We start from the raw sequence: 19,172 nt of genomic DNA on the forward strand, positions 1-19,172 counted from the left end.
AAAAAAACTCACCATCTAAAACATTATTAAACTACTTCTTTTTCCTTTATTATCGGCAATATATAGGCTGTCTTATGCTTCATCATGCCGTAAACAATATTCACAAGCCTTCTCATTATGCAAACCAAAGCTTGCCCCTTTGTTTTGCCTTCTTTTAGTTTCCTTTGGTAGTAAGCATGGAACACTGGGTTCCGAGGTAGCTTACTCCCTTTTGCTACTTGCACTTGTTGCACTGCCAAGTTGTAAAATAAGGCGTGCAGCGCCCGATTTCCCTGTTTACTTTTTTGTTCCTTGCCTTTCCCACCAGACCCAAAGTAAACAGGCGCAATCCCCGCAAATCGTGCTAATTTATTGGCATTTGGAAAGCGTCTTACATCACCTATCTCAGCTATTAGTGCTGAAGCTGTCACAAGGTCAATCCCTGGCATGGAATCTAGTTGAAAGTCTAGTAAGCTCATTAACTCTTTTAATTCGCTTTCCACATTGCCAATTTCCTGCTTTCCAAATAAAATGTGGCGCACAATACTTTCTACCAAAAAGTTTCTTGTCTCCTGATATTCTTTTGTTGTATTCCCATCCTCTTTTACTAGCTTTAATATTTCATTTGCTTTTTTCACCGAACAAGTATTATTGCTGACTTCTAATAAAAAGGTGGTCAATTGTTTTACACTCACACCCTCTAAGCAAGATGGTGAAGGGTACCTTTCCCAAAATGCTAGTGCTGTTTTTCCATCCACCTCTGAGAAAAACTTCTTATAGCTTGGATAATGATGGCTCAATTGAATGTGCAGTTGGTTCTTTAAAGCACATTGTACCTTTACTAATGCATTTCTTCTAGTAACCAATTGTTGTATCGCCAATATAAATCATTCGGTTTCGCGACAGGTAAATGGTTCAGTTTGTTCAACAATATTCGTGCCACACATTCTGCATCCCAACTGTCACTTTTTTGTGTGGTCATATGGCTTTTTCGTTCAGCATATGAAAGCGCTGGATTCACTTCTTTTACAACTTGTCCATGTTCTGCTAAAAACTGAGCCAACGCTCTTCCATAGCCTCCGACATCTTCTAAACCAAATACAGGGGTTAGCCCTTCTTCCATCAGTTTATCAATATCCAGTAAAAACGTAGAGAAAGCGGACGTTTTATTTTCATAACGTAGCATTCACGCTGCGGGACTCTCCGAGCCCCTTGGTCGCCAGGAGAAGAAGCAGGAAAGCAGATTCAGGCGACAACCCTGCAAGCCTAAGAACTTCGTTCTAAGGCTCGCAGGGTTCGTGAATGCGAAAACGTTATATGCCAATCCGTCTCGATTTGAAGAAAATTCTTATTCAATACAAGGGCGCTTTTCTGGAGTAACGAAAAGCCTAATTTCTCAATTTAATGCTGAGAAATTGGGCTTTTTAATATAATTTCCTTAACGTTGTAAATCCGCATTTTCCTGATGCTACCCTGACGGTACCCCAATATGAAATTATCTAATAATATAAAAAAACTCGAATGGATTAAGCCATTCAAGGTTTTTTAAGTAAATTCTTTTTTCTATTAAAATATAACCTTTAATGTACTACAAAACACTCTTCATTGCTTCATTGATCATTTCTTCAAAACTGTTATGTTCCTCCACTATATCCCCACTCGGCTTATCGAGTTCGAGGAATACATAATTGTCTATATCCAAGCAATACCAAGAAATATTTGAATCTCCAAAAAACAAATAATTACTATCCCATTCATTATCTCGCCAAATTTCATTTGCTCCAATAAAACCATTATTTTTATCATCATGTTTCGCATTGTAGATAACTAGTCCATTAAATTCTAACCCATTTACTTTTTTTAAAAAATTTTCGTATTCACTTATCCATGGATTTTCACTTATGTTTCTTGAAATCCATTCTTTTATGGTTTGAATATTTTCATTGCTCGCAGGTAACATAATTGACTTTCCATCTCGGTTTTTGATTTTTTCAATATCAGCCAGTAAATCTAGAAACATGTTCTCACCTCTATTTTTTAGTTTTTGGATATATAAATCCTTCTGGGATTGGCCATTTAATATTAATTGAATCTCCAACTTTCATGCCTTTTGTTAAACCCTTTTGTGAATTGGTAAGAACCTTATGATATGGGTCATTTTTAATTAAGATTAAATTTATGAAATCATTTGTTCCTCCATCATCTAAAGGTAGTTTATGATGAACCTGATATCCATCTGGTACCAATCCACTTTTTAGATTTTTAATATCTGTTTCTGTTAAACCTGCATCAAATAGTTGTTTTATTTTTTTCTCATCACTTGCTAAATCTTGTAGAAAGTTTTTTCTCTCAGAACTATTAAATTTCTTTCGCAATTGCTTGAACTCTTCTCGATCACGTTTTGTATAGGATACTTCTTTTTCCAAGATGTCCTTTAGTAATACTTCTTTTCCTTTTAACCTACCCACGTGCTCAGCACCTTCACCCGTACCCTTACCAACCCCATCCTTTACCTTCCCAGCAATCATCACAATAGAATCTCTCACACTCTGCGCTCTTTCCCCAAGTGTTGGAGATGGAATATGTGCTCCATTCGCCATGACGAATTGCGGTGTAGGAATGCGGATGTTCCGGATCTTCCTGCCTAGTTCGGTGGCGGTATTTCTTAAGCTGTTGAAGCTTTTCGTGACGGCTTGAAAGACGCTGTCGGTCGCTGATTTGATTTTGTCTGGGTTGACGAAGTTTTTGAGATTGCTGAGATGTTTGCCTCCCCATTTGACGACTTTGGTGGTTCCTTTGACGAGCGGGCCTCCAAAAATGGCGGCGACGAGAGCTGCTCTTTCTAGGTTGCCGATTTCCCTGCCGGTTATGAAGTCTTTGCCGGAGATGGCTTCTACACCCGATTTTAGATTTGAGATTCCAGGAACGACATCAAGCCCGGTTGAGAGCCAGCCCAGTTTAGATTGGTTTTCTTCTACGTCTTTGACTTCAGCTCCTGCTACGCGATATTGTTCTGTATTTAGGACCATGGTCTGTGCTGGGTGAGTGACCTGCATTGGTCCGTATGCTAGAAGCTTGCTGAAGTTGGGGATATTTAATCCGCCCAGTTGAATGCCCAATTGGCTCGGCTTGTACTGAGAAATGCTTAGTTTCCCAGTTTGAAAGAGGCCCTTGATTTCATTAACAGTCTGATTTAATGTTCGAATATCCTGTTCGACGGTTTCCAGCTTCGATGTTTGGCTGCGGTCTAATAGATGTAGCTTTTGCAGGGTGTTTTCCGCATAATTGCTAGCTTGTTTCACTTGCTTGATGAACTCACTGGCGCTGAGCCTTGGCAGTGATACAATATCACTGACTGATTGGATCGTCGCATTACCATCCTCTGTCAAATTCATAGTGAGGTTTTCTGCTTTTCGGAGCCCCTGCTCCACATCATTTTCTATAAAGCCTTGGTGGATGACGCCCGTTGAGGAGGGTTCTAGTCCATGCAGGTCTTGGCGCAAGCCCTGCAATGTTCGCTCGTAGTCTTCTAGCGTATTCGTAAAATAGGCCAAAAAGGGTAGATGTGCCTCTTGATAAAACTGGCGAATGGATTGGCCACCTTCCCCTTTTAGACTGTCTTCCAAAGCCAAAATGGACTCGATATTTTGTTCAATCTGATTTAATTGATTATTTAATCGAGAGATATCCTTTACCGTTTCTTCAATGCCAGAATGTAGTTCCTCTGTATTTAGTACTTTTAATGTACTCCACCTCTCAATCACTTCTCAATCTGTGAACCTTCTAATATGTGTTATTTTATAATTTTAGCAACATATGGAAGTTTGCTCAATATTGGACCAATGAATATCTTGTTTTAGGTTCTTTTATACTATCCTTTATATAAGAAAAAACTCTCACATAAAAGATATGGTAATCTTTTATACAGGAGCTATTTCCTCAGATAAAAAAAAAGCACTGTCTTGAGGAAAGAGGAACATGTGACCGTCAAGAAGATTGAACACATTCACTGTATTTCTAGTCGATTGACATTGACAGAGTGGCTCTTATGATGGAAGAGGTGTCACTAGAATTTGTCTCAAGTGGCTCAAAAATTCGGCACAGGTGTCACATTTTGATGGCAAAATTCACACTTTCATGCTTTAAAGCCCTGGGGGTAAGGTACCAGTTTCCTGTCACCCTTCGCCTTTTAAGCCGTCATCCAATGAAATCACGGATTGAATATCCATTCCTACTTTTCGGTTTCTTGGCCCTGAGTATATAGTTCTTCCGTATACAATACTTTCATTGTACTTCACCCCACAGTACCTCTCAATAAATTAAATATGTAGATTATCAACATAACTAATTTTCGCAACTTTTGGAAGCGTCCTCAATATTGAGTGAATGTTAACTATTTTTTAATTCTTAAAACCCATTACTTTACGCTCTGATTCCTGTTTATTAGCCAAGAGAATTCAAAAACATTATTTAGTTTTTTCCAAAAGTTATTCACTTACAACCATATACATCTTTTTTAAAATCGTGGGGGGCAGGTACCAGAATTGGTGACTCTATTTGTTGTCATCATAACTTGGCACTAGTGTCGGCCATATACAGTAAGCAGTGCTCCCTTTTGCCGTGACATGCTCAATTTGTCTGAAAAAGTGGTTCTCTTTGACTGAAATATTCACCAATTAGCAAAAAATATCAATTTTTCAAAACTTATGTCATAATTTGGTTCATTTCATCGAAATTTATTGCTATGATGAATTAGAGTCTTTTGACCTACTATGAATTCGTGGCTATTTCTTTTCAACGGGATTTGTAGTTCGTAGTGAACTGGTTGAAGGTTATAGATAGGGGGAATGAATGAAGAAGATGTATATTTAACGCCATGAGCGATCATTGTCATGCCGGACAAACGCTCTTGCTGGAGCATGGGATATACCAACCGTGTTAGTATATCCTTATTCGAAAAATATTCAAGGCTCAAATTCGAAAATGGGGTGAAGGATTGTATATTGTGAATGATCATATTGTCAACCGACACACAGTATTCATTTTAGGAGAGTATCAGTCAGATGGGAGCCTATTCACGAGAGTCGTGGAAGAAAACAGGACCTTTCTTGCTGAAAGAAAGCCTATACAGGTTTTGGATGCTACTCTAAACAGAATTGGCTTTAATTTCGAGGGTGCGATCAAGGGAGCAAGGTCCATTCTTGGCAAACGAAATAAGCCCCCTATCATTTTAAATCCAACGCTTGGCATTTGCATGTTTCCAATTAAATCACCTCATAAGGACGACTGTATCTGGTTTAACCCTAACCATATTTTTAAAACGAACGAAATCGGTAGACAAACAGAAGTAGTTTTCAGCAACGGTCACTCCATCAAGGTTGATCTGAAAGTAACGGCATTTAACAATAAAGTGCAGATGGCGGATCAATTAATTAAGATTACAACTAAAAATGCCAGCAATCCCACGACACATTACTTACGGCCAAAAAAAGGCTACGAGATTACAAAAGAAAAAAACGGCAAATACAACTTTGATATTTTTGAAAAAGAATATGAATATGAAGGTGAAAAGGTATGAATGATACGATTATACTTTAAAAAACATTCTTTTCTTATGCTTGCCGAGGTATGTTTCGCAACTTCTATTATATTACATCACTCCCTCATCCTTATTTAATTCCACTGCAGCTCAGATTATACGATATTTAAGCATGCCTAAAGCCTTGCAGATTTAACTCCAAGGCTGGCTTTAAAGAATAATTAATAATGCTGAATCATTGATGTTAATTTTATTATTATATTCGAATAAAGTTATTACCTGCAATCGTTCTTAATGCTCTAGGTGTCAGTCACCAGAATTCTGTCTCCAGTTTTTCTAAAAAGTAATTAAATGAATATATGTTAAATTTTTAAGTGATTCTTATTAAAAGGGGGAACTGGCAGCATGAGCTCAATTAGTCTATTAAAAAATCAGCCGGGATCGTACTGGAGAAGAAGAAACTTACGAATGTAACAGCAAGAGTGGCACTTGTTCTGGATATTTCCGGGTCGATGCGCCACCTATATAAAAATGGTACGGTTCAAAAGGTAGTAGAAAGAATTCTTGCAGTTGCAAGCCAGTTTGATGATGACGGTTCACTGGATGTATGGGTTTATGATAACGAGTTTTCCAGACTGAAACCTGTAACAGAAGCAGATTTTGAAGGGTACGTAGATGATTATATTTTAAACAACGATCTTATTCATAAGTTTGGAAGAAATGACGAGCCTCCAGTAATGGACGATGTAATCCAAAAGTATACGGTGGAAGACCCAGTGCAGACCCAGCTTTTATCGTCTTTATCAATGATAGCGGATGCAAAAGGACAATCAAGAAGCCAGTCGTATCCTCCTCTAATAAACCACTTTTTTGGCAGTTCGTAGGAATTGGCGATTCCAACTTTGAGATTTTGGAAAAGCTTGATGCGATGGAAGGCAGATTTATCGATAACGCAAACTTCTTTCACATCGACAAAATAGAAACCACAACTGACGAACAATTATATGAAATGCTTCTAGGGGAATTTCCAGACTGGCTTAAAAAAGCTAAGGAGAAAAAAGTAATCTAAGAGTTTAGGGTATAAGCTGCTAATTCAAAGTCTTTGGATTGGCAGACACCTATCATTTTATTATTAACTGATCATATGAAACCTAATTTGCTAGTAACCAACATGAGCAAACCATTAAATGAAAATGGACTAATAGATAGATGAATGATTTTACATAAACATTGAGAAATGAGGGAGTGAATCCCTCATTTCACTTCTCCCCCATTCCAATATCTGATAGAATTAACTAAGTCATTATCCCCTCAAGTAAAGTATTTAATTAATCTGCTTTTATTATCTACAATTACCGCTCACCACTAAATCATAAGGAGGAAAAATCCCTTGGTATCATCCAAAGATGTCGCAAAACATGCGGGCGTTTCACAGACGACTGTTTCCCGAGTAATGAATACCCCGGATCTTGTTAAGAAGCCTACGGTTGACAAGGTGATGGCTTCCATTGATGAGTTAAACTATATACCAAATGGCCATGCGCGGTCGCTTGTGCAGAATAAAACGAATACGATTGCACTTTTGTCTGGCCCATTGCATAATCCTTTTTTCGTCGATACGACAACAGCGATCGTAAACTATGCGAATGATAAGGGGTACCGGGTAAATGTTCAATTTGTGAATGACCAGAAGCTGAATGAGGCGTATACCTCTGCGGTCGAGAATAAAGTGGACGGCATTATTATGTCATGCATTCTCATCGATGATCCGATTTTTGAGAAGTTTGAACGAATGGATCTGCCGTTTATTACTTACAACCGCAAGCATAAAATGAACAAACATTTTGTAGAGATTGATAATTTCGAAGCGGGCTATTTATCAGCCAAGCATATGCTTGACCTGGGACACACCCGCATTGCCTGGGTCGGCGGTCCATTAACGGTCAGCACGTTTAACAATCGTTATGAAGGATTCCTGCATGCAATGAAGGATCATCATCATCAATTGCTAGAAGAATATGTCATTCACACCGACACTTCCAAGCACGATATCACGAGTGCCTTTAAAAGAATGATGTCTCTAGAACAGTCCCCTACTGCTTTTTGTGCTGCAACCGATTCAATAGCAATGAATTTAATTGATGATGCATCTAAAGAAAATTTAATCGTACCGCAAGATGTAAGTGTAATAGGCATTGATAATGTCGATTTAAGCAGTCATGGCTTGATTCAGCTGACCACTGTCGGCAGCATTTCCGAGCAGAATTTAGGCTATTTGGCGATTTGCGAATTAATCAAAATGATTGAAAATAAAAAAAATAGTTGCGTAAAAATCACTGAATCTGTTAAAGTATTCAATAGAAATACAACAAAGGCAATTCAGTAATTTTTTTAGCAAAGAAATGAATACGTAACCATTGAAGAGCAATCCCATAATCTATCCTCGTGAACGAATTGAACGGTCACGGGGTTATACATAATCAAAATGGTTACGTATTCATAACGACGTTAGTTTTTTAAAAATTCCATCTTGTAAGGGTTTACACTTAAATTTAGGAGGATTACTGTTCATGAAATGGAAGAATCGAAAATACGGGGAAGAATCTCCGCATATACCCGCTGGACCCTTTAAAATTCGCTTACCCTTTATTCATTATCGTTTCGAATTGCCTGATTATATTCAAGGATTATTAATGTGTGCCGTTGATTTGGCTGCTATACCGCTGTTAATGGAACTGCTCGGCATGCCATTTGAAGTTGCACTAGCCATTGTTGTATTAAACGGACTCTTTTATTTATTGCATCATTTACTTGGTGATCCTGCTGTACCAGGCTGGATTACTCCGGCAATACCATTGATCATGCTATATTGCCAGCAATTCCCGGAAGGTCCTGAACGAGTGCACGCACTCATATCCTTCCAGTTAACATTAGGTATTTTATCGGTGTTTCTCGGGGCATCCGGCCTTGCAGCCAAGGTGGTTCGCTATATTCCGCCCGCTATGAAATCAGGGGTAATTTTAGGTGCAGGTCTTGCCGCAGTCATTTCTGTTTTCCAAATTGGCGGCAGATTTGAAGCTTTTCCTTGGACAATTTCAATTGCCATTGGTCTTGGCTTCTATCTATTATTCTCAAAACATTTCATTACTTTCCAGAATCGCAACCGTTTCTTGGGACTGATTGCTAAATTGGGCATCTTCCCAGTTATCCTACTGGCCGTATTCATTGCGCCAATATTCGGCGAGGCACCATGGCCAAAAATCGAATGGGGTTTCTCATCACCAGATTTTATTACATTATGGAATGAATACACTGTCTTCGGATTAGGCTTGCCGCCGCTTATGATGTTTGTAACCGCTTTACCTACTGTTTTAGCCGCTTATATTGTATTATTTGGCGATGTGTTGCAAACGAAGGTATTGGTTGAAGATGCACAAGCTGGCCGTCCTGATGAAAAAGTGGAATATAATCCAAGCCGAGCGCACTGGATCTTCGGTATACGCAATAGTGTGATGAGTATCCTTGGTCCTGATGTAACAATGGCCGGTCCATCATGGACAGCAATGCAAGTCGTGATGGTTGAGCGCTTCAAAAAGGGACGAAAAGCAATGGATTCATTCTATGGCGGAGTTGGTTCCTTCCGCTGGGGTACAAATACCGGACTGCTTCTATTGCCAATTGTTAGTTTAGTAGAACCCATATTAGGTGTGGCCATGGCATTGACCTTATTGGTTCAAGGCTATGTCAGTGTAAAAGTGGGTGTGCTTGAAGCACGCAGCCAGAAGGATCTCGGTGTTGCCGGCATCATCGGTGCTGTTCTCTGCATTAAAGGCGCTGCATGGGCTTTCGCCGTCGGAATCATCCTTTGCTTCTTGCTCTATGGAAAAGATTTCTTCAAAGGTGAAGTCGACAACACTTTTACAAAAGATGCAGTACCACAAGATCAAAATCAAGATAAGAAGGTGAGTTAATGAAGAAACAAATATACATGAATGGAGAATGGAAGGATTCAGCGAACTATGCTGACCTTCTCTCCCCATATACAAAAGAAGTGATTGCATATATTCCGCAGGCAACAGAAGAAGAAGTCAACGAAGCCATCTCAGTGGCACATAGTAAAAAAGAAGAAATGGCCAAACTAACTGCTTATGAGCGTGCTGCTATTCTGGAACAGCTTACACAGTTATTTATCGAAAATCGTCAAAAAGCAGCGGAAATCATCTCAATGGAATCAGCCAAACCAATAAAATTTGCGCTTGGCGAAATTGACCGCACGATTGAGACCTATAAATTTGCAGCTGAAGAAGCAAAGCGCCATACCGGAGAAATGATTCCAATGGATGCGGCAAAAAACGGAGCGAACCGCTTTGGCTATACCATTGAACAGCCAATCGGCGTCATCGCTGCCATTACACCATTCAACTTCCCGCAAAACTTAGTGGCGCATAAGGTTGGTCCTGCGATTGCATCCGGCAATCCAACTGTGCTAAAGCCAGCCTCACAAACACCGCTTTCTGCATTATTTTTAGCAGAATTAATCGATCAAACCGCGCTACCAAAGGGAGCCTTTAATGTAGTGACCGGTAGCGGAAAAACCGTCGGAGACGCATTTGTTAACAGTGATCTTGTAAAAATGATTACGTTCACTGGCAGCCCTGGGGTCGGCATTGGCATCAGAAATAAAGCTGGACTGAAAAAAGTCGCACTTGAATTGGGCTCAAATGCCGGGCTAATAATTGATAGAAATGTAGATTTGAATGAGATTATTCCAAAATGCGTTACCGGAGCATTCTCCAATCAAGGGCAGGTTTGCATATCCCTGCAAAGAGCGTATGTAATGGAAGAATTATATGAAGCATTTGTTTCAACATTCACAGAAGCAACTAAGAAGTTAGTGATTGGCAGCCCAATGGATGAATCAACCGATCTATCTGCGATGATACATCCAGGAGAACAAGAACGTGCACTCAACTGGGTTAACGAGGCGGTTGAAAAAGGAGCAGTCATTTTAACTGGAGGCAGAATTGAAGACGGCATTTTCCAGCCAACAATTTTAGCTAATGTCGACGCTGCAGCAAAGGTTTCCTGTCAGGAAGTGTTTGCACCTATCGTCATCGTTAATCGTATTTCTTCTATTGAAGAAGGCATCGCAGCCATCAATGATTCCAGCTATGGACTGCAGGCAGGCATTTTCACCAATGATATCAACACTGCATTCAAAGTATCTGAACAATTGGAAGTCGGCGGCGTCATGATCAACGATATTCCAACCTACAGAGTCGATCAAATGCCCTACGGCGGAGTGAAAGAGAGCGGAACAGGTAAAGAAGGATTAAAATATGCCATCCACGAAATGACTGAAACCAAACTCATCGTCTGGAATAAAAACTAGGAGTGACCAACATGTCTGAAAAAATCACATTTGCACCAATCAGCTATACAGGCTGGGATTCACTATCCCATCTTGTTGAGGAAGTAAGACGCTTCAATGTCAACAAAATTCTCATCATCACCGACCCATTTTTAAAAGACATCGGCTTAACCGATAAAGTCACTGTACCATTAGAAGAAGCAGGATATGCAACCGATGTATACACAGAAGTTGTACCCGAACCACCGCTTGCTGTTGGTGAAAAACTCGTTGCCTACACTCGGGATCATCAATTTGATATGGTCATTGGCGTTGGCGGCGGCAGTGCACTCGACCTTACGAAACTGGCAGGCACAATTGCTGTCCATGAAGGCAATGTCGCAGACTACTTAAACTTAACCGGCACAAAACAAATTATAAAAAAGGGTCTACCCTCCATCCTGATTCCAACTACATCTGGGACAGGATCAGAAGTCACAAACATCTCTGTCCTATCTTTAGAGACAACAAAAGATGTTGTTACTCATGACTATTTACTAGCCGATGTCGCCATTGTTGATCCGGCTTTAACCATGTCGCTGCCGCCAAAAGTCACGGCTGCAACTGGAGTAGACGCACTCACACATGCCATCGAATCCTATATTTCAAAAAATGCCAGCCCAGTGACCGATGCCTTAGCATTGCAAGCGATTCGATTAATTAGCCAATCCATCCGCACCGCCGTCGCTAACGGCGATGACAAACAAGCCCGTATCGACTTAAGCTATGGAAGCTATTTAGCCGGACTTGCCTTTTTCAACGCCGGAGTAGCAGGTGTCCATGCATTAGCTTACCCACTCGGCGGCCAATTCCATATCGCACACGGAGATTCCAATGCCGTCTTGCTTCCATATGTAATGGGCTATATTCGCCAAAGCTGCGAAAAGCGCATGAAGGATATCTACGATGCGATGGGATTCAGTTCTACCAACCTTTCTCAAGAAGAAGCATCATACCGATGTGTAGATGAATTGAAGCGATTGGTTGAGGATGTTGGCATTCCTTCTTCTTTGAAAGGATTTAATATTGAAGAGGAGGCATTATCTCCATTAACGAAAGATGCGATTAAGCAGACACGGATTCTTGCTCGGAGTCCGATGGCTTTATTGGAAGAGGATATTTATGGGATTTATCGGGCGGCTTTTGATGGGGAGGTTGTTGAAAAAAGCAGCGTCTCGATTATATAAGGAATACCCCCTAGTTACTTCTTATCATGAATTGAATGATAAGAGATAGACATAATGACCTAAAGCCAGCTATACAAACGCTGGCTTTAGGTATTTTAATCATTAAACATTCTCCATTTCCTCAAAGACCTCTTTAGCCGATCTAAAGCTGTCAATCGCTGCAGGTACACCGCAATAAATGGCAGTCTGTAAAAACACTTCCTGAATCTCCTCTTTTGTTAATCCATTATTTATTGCACCTCTTACATGGAGTTTTAACTCGTGCGGTCTATTTAAAGCAGTGATCATGGCCAGATTGATTATACTTCTTGTTTTTTTTGGCAAACCTGGCCTTGCCCACACCTCGCCCCAGCAGTATTCAGTGACCAGCTCTTGCATAGGCCTATTGAAGTCATCTGCGTTTTGAATGGATTTGTTCACATAATCTGAACCTAATACACTTTTTCTGATTTCTAGACCTTTTTCAAATTTTTCTTTATTCATAATCATTCTCCTCTCATTTATAAAAACTATATTTAAGCGATTTGTACTACGACTCCGGTCAACTCTTCGTTTGGAGCTGGAAATAGATCCATTACCATCGGGTCGTGTCCAGGAATTACAAGATCATCTGAAGTGGCTAAAGAGTTGACTAAACCAAAGGCATCAAACATTTCAGGCAAGTTGGAAACGATTGAGAATGGGCGATCATCCTTTATATTTTTATAGAAATGTGTGACATCCGATGCTAAAATAACTTTCCCTTTTTCAGTTTAGATTTCGACTATTTGCAAACCAGCCGAATGCCCTCCTGCTCTATGGACGGAAATGCCGGGCAATACCTCTTTGCTGCCGTTTACAAACTGTACTTTCCCATTGAAGTTTTCTTTAACTAAATGAATAACATCAGTTGTTGTGATATGATGCTTAAATTGTTTTTTAGAAGCATACCTCCCAGTCCAGAACGCCATTTCAGATTCTTGAATAATGAATTGGCTATTTTGGAACTTTTCAGCGTTCCCTAAATGATCGTAATGCATATGAGTAATTGCCACATGCGAGACCGTATTCACTTCTACCCCTAATTTAGGCAATACAGTAAGCGGACATCTTAAAAAGGTTCTCTTTCGCTCCTTTGCAACCTGTTCATTGAATCCAGTATCTACTACAAGTATGTGATTCTCGGATTTTACCAGCCAAATATAGTAATCCATCGGCATCGAATAATCTTCATGCGGATCGGTTGCACCATAAAAATGCTCGCTGCATCTTACTTCACGTGTTGCATATTTTATGGCATACACCTCATAAGCAGGTGTGTCATTCATAAGCAGCTACTCCTCTTTTCGAAATCTCCTCTAGGACAGGAGAAAAGTATTGCAAAAATACCTTCGGGTTCTCTGAAATTGGAAAATGCCCAATGCCCTTCATCTCTATGAAAGTCCCATCTAATTGATCGGCTGCCATCCTGCTCATTCCTGTTGTACATGAGTAATCATATAAAGCCAAGAGCGGCTGCAATAACTACGAAATAATGCGCCTTCGTCAGCGACAATTTTTCGATAATTGTATCGACAGATTACGAGGTAGAATTAATTTGCGAAGCCGATTGACTATCTTGCACTTCTTTATCAGGAATCATACTCACGTAAAGGCCTCCTTATTTTGAAGTCTGTCATTTGACATTCTTTCTAGGAACTTTATTATCTCGGTATGATCTTGTTCAGCATCCCCACTTATGCTGGCACCTTCATAAATTTGTTCAACAAGGGAAGCTAAAAGCACGGGCACCTTCATATCCTTCGCTATATTCGTGACCATCCCTACGTCTTTAAGTAATAAATCCAATGAAAAACCCGAGTTAAAGCTTCTCGGCAAAATAAACGAAGGGAACTTATAATGTGTAGAAAAGCTTTGCCCTGAGCTGCTATTAATTGTTTCTAGTGCTACCTTTTGATCTATTCCCAACTTTTTTATTAACATCATAGCCTCGGTCGTCGCATATAAAGAAGTGGCCGATAGGTAATTATTAATTGCTTTAAGCGCATGCCCTGAGCCCGTTGAGCCGACATGATTTACTTTCTCCCCCATACTCCTAAGTATAGGAAGCGCTTTCAAAAAATCCTCTTTTTTATCAGCCCCCGCCATAATTGTCAGCGATCCTTCTTTTGCCCCTTTCATACCGCCAGAAACGGGTGCATCCATCAAGGTGATGCCTAATGCCTTCCCCTTTTGAGCGAGCTCTTTCGTACTAAGCACATAGGAACTGCTCATATCGATAATCGTCCCGCCTGTTTTCATCGATTGAAGCAAACCACCATCGCCCAAAACCACCGACTCAACAATCGAAGAATTAGGCACCATCGTAATGACAACTTCATGCTGCACACCTAACTCCTGTATAGAGTGAGCAATCACTGCTCCCCTTTCTCTGAGCGGTTTTGTTGCATCTGAATTTGTATCATACACAGTTAATTCATACCCTGAATCCAGCAAATTTTCTGCCATGTACCTCCCCATTTTACCAACACCAACAAAACCAACCTTTTTCATTAATTCAGCTCCCTTTGAAATCATGTTGTCACTCACCCCTTTTCTCGGCTCATTCCGGAAATAAAATATCCAACGAGGCGATCGAACGAATCTCCTGTTCATGGATTGCCCGTTTTCCAGATGTCACGTCCTTCTCCATTAAAGCTTTTGCCTGCTTCTTATGCTCAGCTAAGGAAGACTCTAAATTATCTCCTTGCGCCATTGATATCATTCTAAACGGACGGGCAGACCGCCTTAACGATGAATACATTTCGTTTAACACTTTATTTCTAGCGATTAAAAATATTAAGTTATGAAACTCTTCATTCAAATCATAATAAAGCTCAACATTCTTCTCCACTACTGCCTGCTCTTGAGATTGGATAACATTTTCAAGGTTTACAACAGCCTCTGCCGTGATGTTCACCATCGCTTTTTCCATCGCTATTTCTTCCAAGCGATAAATTACATCATACAACTCATGAATATCCGACTTTGAAAATCGCCGAACAATCACACCTTGATAAGGAATCCTTTGTACCAACCGATCTCTTTCCAGCATCAGTAGCGCTTCCCTCACAGGAGAGTGACTCGTGTTAAACTCCTCTGCAATCGCAGATTCGACGAGACGTTCGCCTGGATTCAAGATTCTTTTGCCAATCCTATGTGAAATTTCTTCTGCAATTATTATTGCTGTTGTTTTTTTCGTTGATGTGATGGGAATTCACTCCTTTCATTATTAAACATAAGATTATCGATAATATTATAGTTTAAAATATATATTATTTTGAAAATTTAGTCAATGTGATTTAGGGTATTTTTATGTTAAAGAATAATTTGTTTATCTATGCTGAAGAGATCGGTTTGATTTATTTGGATCATTGGAAAGCTTGGCCTAATACTGATGATGAGGGGATAAAGGAATATTTGGACGATACTTACTACCCTAATGAACAGGGCATGAGATTTGGAGTGCATTTGCAGAGCAGTTTTTTACTGCGCTATAAAAAAGAAGCGGATAGCTACATCCGCTTCTTTCTTTTACCCTTGAACTCTTCTATTCTTCCTTGATATTAAGAATAGCAATCCACCAGCAAGTAGTATTGTTACACCAATGGCGAGCAGATTATACATATTGGTTGATGTGTTTGGCAGTTTGTTTCCTGTTGTCTTTTTATTTCCGTCTTTTGGTTGAAGCTTTTTGTCTGGTTTCGTTCCAAAGTTGTCCTTAATGCCATCTTTGATTGAAGGTGGTTTTTTACCATCGTCTGGCTTTTTGACAGGCGGCGGTGGAACTTGACCATCGTCGCTGCCATCTGTCATAACTTTGGCAAATGTGTATCCAACATATCCTTCATCTTCCGAGTAGGCAAACACGCTTACTTTATATAATTCATCTGCTTCAAGTCCTTCGTATAGATAGCCCAGCGTTTCTGGATCAACGGATTCCAAGTACTCGCCATCCAAAAATACATCATATTCAAGTAGTTCAGCGTCACCTTCGTATGCCCATGTCGTCTGAATGCTATCTGTTGTTGTTTCAATATCTGAGAAGTAGAAATCCTCACTCAATGTAAAGACATACTCATGCGCCCATCCCACATACTCCTCATCGTCAGTATAGGCTTCAATTTCTACATCATAACCAGTTCCTGGTTCTAATCCTTCAAAGCGATATGTGTGTACCGATCCATCCACTGTATCTACAAGTTCTTCATCGAGGTAGACATTATAGCCTGTAATGGTTTCCTCACCTTCGTATGCCCATGTGACATTGACGGAATCGTAGGAAGACTCCCAGTCACTCACATAGAAATCCATTTCCTCTTCTGTTTGTTCGCCATATAGGACAAACACACCTTTTGCTTCAAGCGCCTGGATTACTTTCATTGCCTCTGATCCTTCAGATATATCTAAAGTAGGCACATCCAAGATGGATACTAAGAATAAATAATCCAGATCTAATAAGACATTCAATTCTTCTATTTGTGTTTCATCAGCTATGATTGCTTGCAAATGCCTCATATTTTTCAACGGGCTTAGATCTGATACAGCTGTTCCAGAAACAATTAGGATTTCCAATCTCGTTAATGCCTCTGATCCTGCCCATTTCAAGCTATCCATATTCGTATAGGATGCTGACACACCTAACAGCGGAAGATTAGACAGCGGACTGAAATCAGTAATTGGATTGCTATCTAAAGATAAATATTGCAGGTTTTTCGCTTGTTCAATCCCTTTTAAGCTTGATAGTCCATTTTCTGTAAGATCCAGCATAATTAAGTTATTTAATTTGGATAGATTAGGCAATCTATTCATGCTGTTACCTACTAAAGTTATTGAATGAATGGCCGTTAGCTCACTAAGCGGTGAAAAATCCTTAACTTGCAAGTAAGAGGCATAAAGCTCTACAAGATTTTTCAATGATTTGAGAGGACTTAAGTTTTTAACTCCTGTCTCATCAATATCTAAGGAAGCAAGCTTTGTTAAACCGCTAATCGGAGATAAATCTACAACCGGATTTCCATATAGAGATAACTGCTCCAGGTTTTTCGCTTTTTCAATGCCTGATAAGTTCTTAATCTCTTGGAAAGATAGATCCAATGATTTTGCATTCTCCATATCGCTGAGCCTTACTTCTCTATCTAATCCCAATGATGCTTTTATTGCTTTTTCAAGGTTTTTATCTTTGAATTTTACGACTTCACCAGTCGGTGCTTTTGCTGTTTTTAATGTGAGCGATGCTTTACCGATTAATCTTTTCTTTTCATAGCCTTTTATTTGGAATTTATATTCGGTGTCTGCTTTTAGATTCGTAAAGGTTTTATCTAATGTTTCACCAGAAAGCTTCTCTTCTTTTCCATTGATTGAGACAACATATTGGTCAGGATAGGATTCATAGTTATAATCTGCCCAATAATCCCAGAAGAGCTGAATCTTTGACTCATTGATGAATCCCTCTCCTGTAAGGATATTCATGTCTTGATCATAATCAACGTAAACTTTCATGCCTTGCTTCTCTAAGTCCGCAATTGATTGTTTTGCAGATGCACTTTCCGAAATCCACAATTCACCATATAGGTAAACTTGCTTAAGCTGCGGAAGTCCTTTGAGAAAGTCCAGGCTAAGCAGATTTGAATGGGAAACATTGAGTTCCTGTAGGCTTGTTATGCTGTTGAGTGCACTCATATCCCTCATCGTCATCCCGCTAATATCTAGTGACGTCAGCTTCGTTAATCCCTTAATTGGCGTCAAATCATTGATAAAGTTGAAACTTACAGTAAGGTGCTCTAGGTTTACTGCATGCTGCAATCCTTCTAATGATTCAATTCCCACCCACGGAGTGGCTAGTGATTTAAGCTTTTCCATATCACTTGCGTAAATTTCACGCTTTAAGCCAAGCTCTTCCTGGACAGCTTGGTAAAGATAGTCATCAGCGAATTCAATCGGCTTTCCTTTTGGTGCAGGTGAAGTTTTGATTTCAATTTCATTTGTGGCAACGGTATTACCTGCTTTGATAGCATCGACTTTGATTTTATAAGTTTTGTCTGCTTCAAGCCCTGTTGCATCGTAGCTATTTTGAAACCCTGTTAGGGTCGTTTTCAGGTTCCCATCGATATAGACATCGAATTTGTCTGCATCAAAAGTACTCCAAGAGATTTGTGCAGAGGTATCCGTTACTCGATAAGCGAGCACACGGAAATCTTCTGCAGTAACCCCTTTGGATCCTTCCTGCTTAGCGCCTTCCACCTGATCTGCTGCTTGTGCTCCATCTGTAGCCGGTGCTGGATTATTAGCAGGCTGCTCTGGATTTGCCGGTTTTTCTGTTGAAGTATTTTCATCTGTCGTTTCAACAGCTGCTGTAACCATTTCTTGATTGCTTGATAATTTCTCTTGGTTGACTGAGTATGTATACTCTTTACCTTCAGTTACTTCTTCATCAGTATATTCATAGATTGTGTATACTTTAGATTGCTCAGAATTCTCCTCTATTTCAAGCGGCTTAATAGTAATAGGAATGATTTCTTCATTTTTCTTGATGGTAAATGCTTGTCCCTCTTCGGGTAGAGTCAGTTCTGTTTCGGAAACCGTTCTCCATTTTAACGTTATGGCCTTTTCTTCATATTCTGGCTTAAGTAATTGAATATCAAACTCTATTCCTAGCTCCTCAACTGTAACTTCTTCACTGCCAGTACTCACAGCGTCTCCTGTCGTCTGCCCAGTCTCATCAGTAGCTTCGTTTGTGACTGCATAAACTGATGAACTAAAAAAAGAGAAAACCAGCATAACAGCGAAAAGCACATGGAAAAACTTCTTCATTGATATTAATCCCCCTTTGTATCTTTTTGGTAAAACTTCCTTTTATATTCTAAAACTAAGAGAATCATATACCCATTTCTGGTAAAAGTATAGGTACTTTCGGATAAAAATTTTACGACAAAAAATGCGCAATAGATTATGCAGAATCCATGTATTGCTGTATTGGAAAGCTATTTTATATAGGATAAAAAGACTGGGATTTTAGGCATAAAAAGAGACTTGCAAT

General features: G+C 39.7%; 15 protein-coding genes and 2 pseudogenes. 7 read left to right on the forward strand and 10 right to left on the reverse strand.

Annotated elements, in window-relative coordinates:
* Positions 1 to 26: 26 nt before the first annotated feature.
* The 4 genes and pseudogenes from J2S17_RS05125 to J2S17_RS05140 form a co-directional block, all read right to left on the reverse strand.
* A pseudogene (locus J2S17_RS05125) lies at positions 27 to 1,150 on the reverse strand (IS110 family RNA-guided transposase); the annotation flags it as partial.
* Positions 1,151 to 1,567: 417 nt separating this feature from the next.
* Complete coding sequence (locus J2S17_RS05130; RefSeq protein ID WP_307472568.1) at positions 1,568 to 1,999, reverse strand: YrhA family protein; 432 nt, start codon at positions 1,997 to 1,999, stop codon at positions 1,568 to 1,570.
* 10 nt (positions 2,000 to 2,009) lie between these two features.
* Positions 2,010 to 3,743 (reverse strand): T7SS effector LXG polymorphic toxin, encoded by a 1,734-nt coding sequence (locus J2S17_RS05135; RefSeq protein WP_307472569.1) that lies wholly within the window; start codon positions 3,741 to 3,743, stop codon positions 2,010 to 2,012.
* A 411-nt stretch (positions 3,744 to 4,154) separates the two neighbouring features.
* Positions 4,155 to 4,277: a hypothetical protein gene (locus tag J2S17_RS05140; protein WP_307472571.1), complete on the reverse strand. Its 123-nt coding sequence runs from the start codon at positions 4,275 to 4,277 to the stop codon at positions 4,155 to 4,157.
* 707 nt (positions 4,278 to 4,984) lie between these two features.
* On the opposite strand from J2S17_RS05140, the gene J2S17_RS05145 reads away from it, so the two are divergent.
* The 6 genes and pseudogenes from J2S17_RS05145 (at position 4,985) to J2S17_RS05170 (ending at position 12,115) form a co-directional block, all read left to right on the forward strand.
* Positions 4,985 to 5,557: a competence protein ComK gene (locus J2S17_RS05145; RefSeq protein ID WP_307472573.1), complete on the forward strand. Its 573-nt coding sequence runs from the start codon at positions 4,985 to 4,987 to the stop codon at positions 5,555 to 5,557.
* 366 nt (positions 5,558 to 5,923) lie between these two features.
* Positions 5,924 to 6,587: pseudogene (locus J2S17_RS05150) on the forward strand (vWA domain-containing protein).
* A 321-nt stretch (positions 6,588 to 6,908) separates the two neighbouring features.
* The gene (locus J2S17_RS05155; RefSeq protein ID WP_307472575.1) at positions 6,909 to 7,904 is read left to right on the forward strand and encodes a LacI family DNA-binding transcriptional regulator; all 996 of its coding nucleotides are present in this window, start codon (positions 6,909 to 6,911) and stop codon (positions 7,902 to 7,904) included.
* A 184-nt stretch (positions 7,905 to 8,088) separates the two neighbouring features.
* Positions 8,089 to 9,489, forward strand: coding sequence for a hypothetical protein (locus J2S17_RS05160; protein ID WP_307472577.1), 1,401 nt, complete (start codon positions 8,089 to 8,091; stop codon positions 9,487 to 9,489).
* The gene (locus J2S17_RS05165) at positions 9,489 to 10,910 is read left to right on the forward strand and encodes an aldehyde dehydrogenase family protein (protein WP_307472578.1); all 1,422 of its coding nucleotides are present in this window, start codon (positions 9,489 to 9,491) and stop codon (positions 10,908 to 10,910) included. The genes J2S17_RS05160 and J2S17_RS05165 overlap by 1 nt, the downstream gene beginning before the upstream one ends.
* A gap of 11 nt (positions 10,911 to 10,921) precedes the next feature.
* Entirely contained in the window at positions 10,922 to 12,115 is a 1,194-nt protein-coding gene (locus J2S17_RS05170; RefSeq protein WP_307472580.1) for an iron-containing alcohol dehydrogenase, read from the forward strand.
* A 102-nt stretch (positions 12,116 to 12,217) separates the two neighbouring features.
* Here the strand turns inward: J2S17_RS05170 and pcaC are convergent, their stop codons facing one another.
* The 5 genes from pcaC to J2S17_RS05195 all read right to left on the reverse strand — a co-directional run bounded on the left by pcaC (position 12,218) and on the right by J2S17_RS05195 (position 15,350).
* Complete coding sequence (pcaC, locus tag J2S17_RS05175) at positions 12,218 to 12,598, reverse strand: 4-carboxymuconolactone decarboxylase (RefSeq protein WP_307472584.1); 381 nt, start codon at positions 12,596 to 12,598, stop codon at positions 12,218 to 12,220.
* 269 nt (positions 12,599 to 12,867) lie between these two features.
* A complete protein-coding gene (locus J2S17_RS05180; RefSeq protein WP_307472586.1) occupies positions 12,868 to 13,422 on the reverse strand; it encodes an MBL fold metallo-hydrolase in 555 nt (184 codons plus the stop codon).
* Positions 13,415 to 13,615, reverse strand: coding sequence for a hypothetical protein (locus tag J2S17_RS05185; protein ID WP_307472589.1), 201 nt, complete (start codon positions 13,613 to 13,615; stop codon positions 13,415 to 13,417). The genes J2S17_RS05180 and J2S17_RS05185 overlap by 8 nt, the downstream gene beginning before the upstream one ends.
* 123 nt (positions 13,616 to 13,738) lie before the next feature.
* Positions 13,739 to 14,671, reverse strand: coding sequence for an NAD(P)-dependent oxidoreductase (locus J2S17_RS05190; RefSeq protein ID WP_307472591.1), 933 nt, complete (start codon positions 14,669 to 14,671; stop codon positions 13,739 to 13,741).
* Positions 14,672 to 14,696: 25 nt separating this feature from the next.
* A complete protein-coding gene (locus J2S17_RS05195) occupies positions 14,697 to 15,350 on the reverse strand; it encodes a GntR family transcriptional regulator (protein ID WP_307472748.1) in 654 nt (217 codons plus the stop codon).
* A gap of 98 nt (positions 15,351 to 15,448) precedes the next feature.
* Between J2S17_RS05195 and J2S17_RS05200 the strand changes: the two genes are divergently transcribed.
* Positions 15,449 to 15,697, forward strand: coding sequence for an SGNH/GDSL hydrolase family protein (locus tag J2S17_RS05200; protein WP_307472593.1), 249 nt, complete (start codon positions 15,449 to 15,451; stop codon positions 15,695 to 15,697).
* Here the strand turns inward: J2S17_RS05200 and J2S17_RS05205 are convergent.
* Entirely contained in the window at positions 15,668 to 18,946 is a 3,279-nt protein-coding gene (locus J2S17_RS05205; protein WP_307472595.1) for a leucine-rich repeat domain-containing protein, read from the reverse strand. The genes J2S17_RS05200 and J2S17_RS05205 overlap by 30 nt on opposite strands.
* Positions 18,947 to 19,172 lie beyond the last annotated feature (226 nt).

Source organism: Cytobacillus purgationiresistens, assembly GCF_030813235.1.
Lineage (GTDB): Bacteria > Bacillota > Bacilli > Bacillales > Cytobacillaceae > Cytobacillus > Cytobacillus purgationiresistens.

What these genes read in the sequence shown, in the direction of transcription:
- J2S17_RS05180 (WP_307472586.1), bottom strand. Translation starts at nt 13,422, where the DNA reads ATGAATGACACACCTGCTTATGAGGTGTATGCCATAAAATATGCAACA.
- J2S17_RS05165 (WP_307472578.1), top strand. Translation starts at nt 9,489, where the DNA reads ATGAAGAAACAAATATACATGAATGGAGAATGGAAGGATTCAGCGAAC.
- J2S17_RS05130 (WP_307472568.1), bottom strand. Translation starts at nt 1,999, where the DNA reads ATGTTTCTAGATTTACTGGCTGATATTGAAAAAATCAAAAACCGAGAT.
- J2S17_RS05200 (WP_307472593.1), top strand. Translation starts at nt 15,449, where the DNA reads ATGTTAAAGAATAATTTGTTTATCTATGCTGAAGAGATCGGTTTGATT.
- pcaC (WP_307472584.1), bottom strand. Translation starts at nt 12,598, where the DNA reads ATGAATAAAGAAAAATTTGAAAAAGGTCTAGAAATCAGAAAAAGTGTA.
- J2S17_RS05190 (WP_307472591.1), bottom strand. Translation starts at nt 14,671, where the DNA reads ATGATTTCAAAGGGAGCTGAATTAATGAAAAAGGTTGGTTTTGTTGGT.
- J2S17_RS05170 (WP_307472580.1), top strand. Translation starts at nt 10,922, where the DNA reads ATGTCTGAAAAAATCACATTTGCACCAATCAGCTATACAGGCTGGGAT.
- J2S17_RS05205 (WP_307472595.1), bottom strand. Translation starts at nt 18,946, where the DNA reads ATGAAGAAGTTTTTCCATGTGCTTTTCGCTGTTATGCTGGTTTTCTCT.
- J2S17_RS05160 (WP_307472577.1), top strand. Translation starts at nt 8,089, where the DNA reads ATGAAATGGAAGAATCGAAAATACGGGGAAGAATCTCCGCATATACCC.